Origin of the sequence: Phenylobacterium aquaticum, assembly GCF_947378715.1 — a bacterium.
Lineage (GTDB): Bacteria > Pseudomonadota > Alphaproteobacteria > Caulobacterales > Caulobacteraceae > Phenylobacterium > Phenylobacterium aquaticum_A.
This window is the reverse complement of the sequence record NZ_CANCLE010000249.1, coordinates 1-3,800: the sequence shown is the minus strand read 5'-3', so window position 1 is coordinate 3,800 and position 3,800 is coordinate 1. Positions and strand designations below refer to the sequence as shown.

The 3,800-nt window shown below is 68.7% G+C and carries 5 protein-coding genes; 3 read left to right on the top strand and 2 right to left on the bottom strand.

Annotation, left to right across the window (positions count from 1 at the left end; all coding sequences use genetic code 11):
- Positions 1-797, bottom strand: a 797-nt coding sequence (locus Q7P21_RS19960; protein WP_304180071.1) for an argininosuccinate synthase, incomplete at its 3' end; no start/stop codon positions are given.
- 105 nt (positions 798-902) lie between these two features.
- On the opposite strand from Q7P21_RS19960, the gene Q7P21_RS19955 reads away from it, so the two are divergent.
- The gene (locus Q7P21_RS19955) at positions 903-1,376 is read left to right on the top strand and encodes an Lrp/AsnC family transcriptional regulator (RefSeq protein WP_304180068.1); all 474 of its coding nucleotides are present in this window, start codon (positions 903-905) and stop codon (positions 1,374-1,376) included.
- A gap of 39 nt (positions 1,377-1,415) precedes the next feature.
- Here Q7P21_RS19955 and Q7P21_RS19950 read toward each other — a convergent pair whose 3' ends face one another.
- The gene (locus Q7P21_RS19950; RefSeq protein WP_304180066.1) at positions 1,416-2,165 is read right to left on the bottom strand and encodes a glucose 1-dehydrogenase; all 750 of its coding nucleotides are present in this window, start codon (positions 2,163-2,165) and stop codon (positions 1,416-1,418) included.
- Positions 2,166-2,285: 120 nt separating this feature from the next.
- Between Q7P21_RS19950 and Q7P21_RS19945 the strand changes: the two genes are divergently transcribed.
- Together Q7P21_RS19945 and Q7P21_RS19940 are read left to right on the top strand one after the other, a co-directional pair.
- Positions 2,286-2,624 (top strand): transcriptional regulator, encoded by a 339-nt coding sequence (locus Q7P21_RS19945; protein ID WP_304171713.1) that lies wholly within the window; start codon positions 2,286-2,288, stop codon positions 2,622-2,624.
- A 58-nt stretch (positions 2,625-2,682) separates the two neighbouring features.
- Positions 2,683-3,800: tetratricopeptide repeat protein (locus Q7P21_RS19940; protein WP_369695358.1), on the top strand; the 1,118-nt coding region annotated here is incomplete at its 3' end.

Genomic DNA, 3,800 nt, shown 5'->3' with positions numbered 1-3,800 from the left:
AGGTCGAGGCGGCCGACGCCATTGTCGTGGCCCAGCTGGTTGAGCTTGGTCAATAGCGCAGCGGGCGACATCCGGACGCCGTCGACAGCGACGGGGTCGCCCTTCTCGAAGTCCAGGGTGAAGACGGTGGGGGTGTCCGGCGCAGCCTCGGGCGAGATGGTGCGCATGTGCACGAACTCGGGGGCCTCGACGGCCGGGTCCTCCAGCACCTTGCCCTCGGAGGAGGAGTGCAGGAGGTTGGCGTCGACGCTGAACGGGGCCTCGCCGCGCTTGTCCTTGGTGATCTGGATCTGGCGCCTCTCGGCGAAAGCTAAGAGCGCCTCGCGGCTCTTGAAGTCCCATTCCCGCCACGGCGCGATCACGTGGATGTCGGGGGCGAGCGCCGTATAGGCCAGTTCGTATCTGACCTGATCATTGCCCTTTCCCGTCGAGCCGTGGCTGACGGCGTCGGCGCCCAGCCGATGGGCGATCTCGACCTGGCGCTTGGCGATGAGGGGGCGGGCTATGGCGGTGCCCAGGAGGTAGCTGCCCTCATAGACCGTGTTGGCGCGGAACATCGGGAAGACGAAGTCGCGGACGAATTCCTCGCGCACATCCTCGATGAAGATGTTCTCCGGCTTGACCCCGGCGGCCAGGGCCTTGGCCCGGGCCGGCTCGATCTCCTCGCCCTGGCCCAGGTCGGCGGTGAAGGTCACCACCTCGGCCCCATATTCCGTCTGCAGCCACTTCAGGATGATCGAGGTGTCCAGCCCGCCCGAATAGGCGAGGACGACTTTGCGGACCTGCGGCTTGCTCATGGTCGCGACCTTAGGGCGGTCGGCGCGACAGGGGGTTGCGAAGGCGCCAGGTTTGGGCCTGATATTGGCGCCCGACGCCAATTTTGGGTGTGAAGGAGAAATCCAATGCCGCTCAAGCTCGACGCCCTCGACCGGCGGATCCTGCGCGCCCTGCAGCGCGACGGCCGGCTGCAGAATGTCGAACTGGCCCGGGAAGTCGGCCTGTCGCCCTCGCCCTGCCTGCGCCGGGTGCGGCTTTTGGAGGAGGCCGGGGTGATCGAGCGCTATGTGGCGGTGGTCGACGGGGCCAAGGTGGGGGCAGGGCTGACGGTGTTCGTGCGGGTCTGGTTCAAGACCCAGGACGCGGCCGTCACCGCCCAGTTCGCCCAAGCTGTGCGCGCGCTGCCGGAGGTGATGGAGTGCTACCTCACCACCGGCGACTGCGACGCGATCCTGCGGGTGGTGACCACCGACCTGAACAGCTACTGGCGGTTCCAGGCCGACCACCTGACCCGCATCGACAGCGTCCAGAGCGTCAAGACCGATGTGCCCATGGAGACGGTGAAACGCAGCTATGAGCTGCCGGTGCTCCGGGCCTGAGGCCCGCCTCTGGGCAGGGCGGGCCCGGCCGGCGTCGGGCTAGTGCAGGCCGCCGCTGGCGCTCAGCCGTTCGCCGCTGAGCCAGCGCGACGCGTCGGAGGCCAGGAACACCGCCACGTCGGCGATGTCGTCCGGCTGGCCGACCCGGCCCAGCGGGGTCTGGGCGACGGCGTCGGCCTCGAAGGGCGAGCCCATGAAGCCGGCGGCGTGGCTGCCCTCGGTCTCGACGATGCCGGGACTGATGGTGTTGACCCGGATCCGCTTGGGGCCGAGCTCCATGGCCAGGACCCCGGTGATGGCGTCCACCGCCCCCTTGGTCCCGGTATAGATGGTCGAGTCGGGCGGGTTGAGGGTGGTCACCGCCGAGCCGATATTGATGATGCTGGCGCCTTCGCCCAGGTGCTTCACCGCCGCCTGGGTGGTGAGCAGCACGCCCAGCACATTGGTGTCGAACATCCGGCGGAACTGGTCCTCGGTGATGTCGGCGATCGGGCTGAACTCATAGACCCCGGCATTGTTGACCAGGATGTCGAGGCGGCCGAAGGCGGTGATGGCGGCGGCGATGATCGCCTGGGCTTCGGCCGACTTGGCGACGTCGCCCTGGACGGCGATGGCCTGGCCGCCCGCAGCGGTGATGGCGGCGACCACGGCGTCGGCGCCGGCCTGGCTGGCGGCGTAGTTGACGACGACGGCGGCGCCCTGGGCGGCGAGCGCCTTGGCGATGGCGGCGCCGATGCCCTTGGAGGCGCCGGTGACGACCGCGACCTTGCCGGCGAGCTGGTTGGACATGGGGAGATCCTTTTCGAAAACCTTGGGGGCGGGTCGCCAACCGCGGCGGCTCATCGTCCCATAGTTCAGGAAAATGGAACTATTGAACTAGAATTCAAGAGCGCCTAGGTAAGAAAGATCATGAGACCGATGTTTCACCCCTCGATCGACGACGTCCGGCTGGAGGCGGTGCTCCACGCCCTGTCCGACCCTGTCCGCGTGGCGATCTTCGCGGCCATCGCCGGGGCCGACTGCGCCCTGACCTGCTCGACCTTTTCCAGCGTCAATGAACGGGCGATCCCCAAGTCGTCCCTGTCCCAGCATTTCAAGGTGCTGCGCGAGGCCGGGCTGATCCGTTCCGAACGCCAGGGGGTGGAGATGCGCAATGTCTCCCGCTGCGCCGAGGTGGACGGCCGCTTCCCCGGCCTGATCGCCGCCATCATCCAGGCCCACGCGATCGAAGCGAAAGCCGCCGCCTAGCGACCGTTGACCGGTTCGCGCCCCGGGGGAGATAGTGCCTCCGGACAGGGGGCGATCCATGCGTGCGGTGCTGATCTTGGGGCTGGCGTTCTTCGTCATCCCGTCTTTCGTCGTGGCCAGTTCCGAGACCGCGCCCCTGCCGCCCAGCCCGATCTGCGGCGGTGTCGCCGACCCAACCCCGGCCAAGCCGGCGGTGGAGATCCTGGCTGGCTACGGGACCGGCGGCTTCGACATCCAGACCCGGACGCCCCGGGCCCAGGCCTTCTTCACCAACGGCATGCAGCTGGCCCACGCCTTCGCCCACAAGGCCGCGACCAACGCCTTCGCGGAGGCCGTAAAGCTCGACCCCGACTGCGCCATGTGCCTGTGGGGCGAGGCCTGGTCGCGGGGCCCGACCATCAACTACACCATCGAGCGCCAGGACCAGGCCGAGCTGCGGCCGCTGGTCGACAAGGCCGCCCGGCTGGCGGGGAGCGCCTCGCCGCGCGACCGCATGCTGATCGCCGCCCTGCAGAAGCGCTATGTGGACGGCGGCGGCAAGGGGCGCGGCGACTACGCCTTCGCCCGGGCCATGGACGAGATCGCCCGCGCCTATCCGGACGACAATGAGGTGGCGATCATCACCGCCGACGCCTGGATGATCCCGGCCTCCAACAAGGAGACCCAGGAGAACCTGCCGCGCGCGGTGGAGCTGCTGGAAGGCGCGCTGAAGCGCCAGCCCAATGACACCGGGGCGATCCACTTCTACATCCACGCCACCGAGATGAGCGGCTTTGGCGGCCGGGCCGAGCCCTATGCCGACAAGCTGGCGACCCTGGCGCCCTCGGCCAGCCACCTGGTCCATATGCCGTCGCACACCTTCTATCTGGTGGGCCGCTATGGCGACGCGCTGAGCGCCAACCAGCAGGCGGCGAAGCTGGACGCCGCCAACGCCCAGCATCTGGGCCTGACCGGTCCCGACGGGATCTGGAAGCTGACCTATCACGCGCACAATGTGCAGTTCGGGATCGGCGGGGCGATGATGGACGGCGACGGCCCCGGGGCCCTGGCCCTGGCCAAGACCGTGCTCGACCGTCCCCCGTCGACCGAGCCGGACGGGGGCTTCGCGCAATATCTGCTGGGCAGCGCCTATTTCGCCTATGGCCGCTATGCCGATCGCGCCCAGGTGCTGGCCCT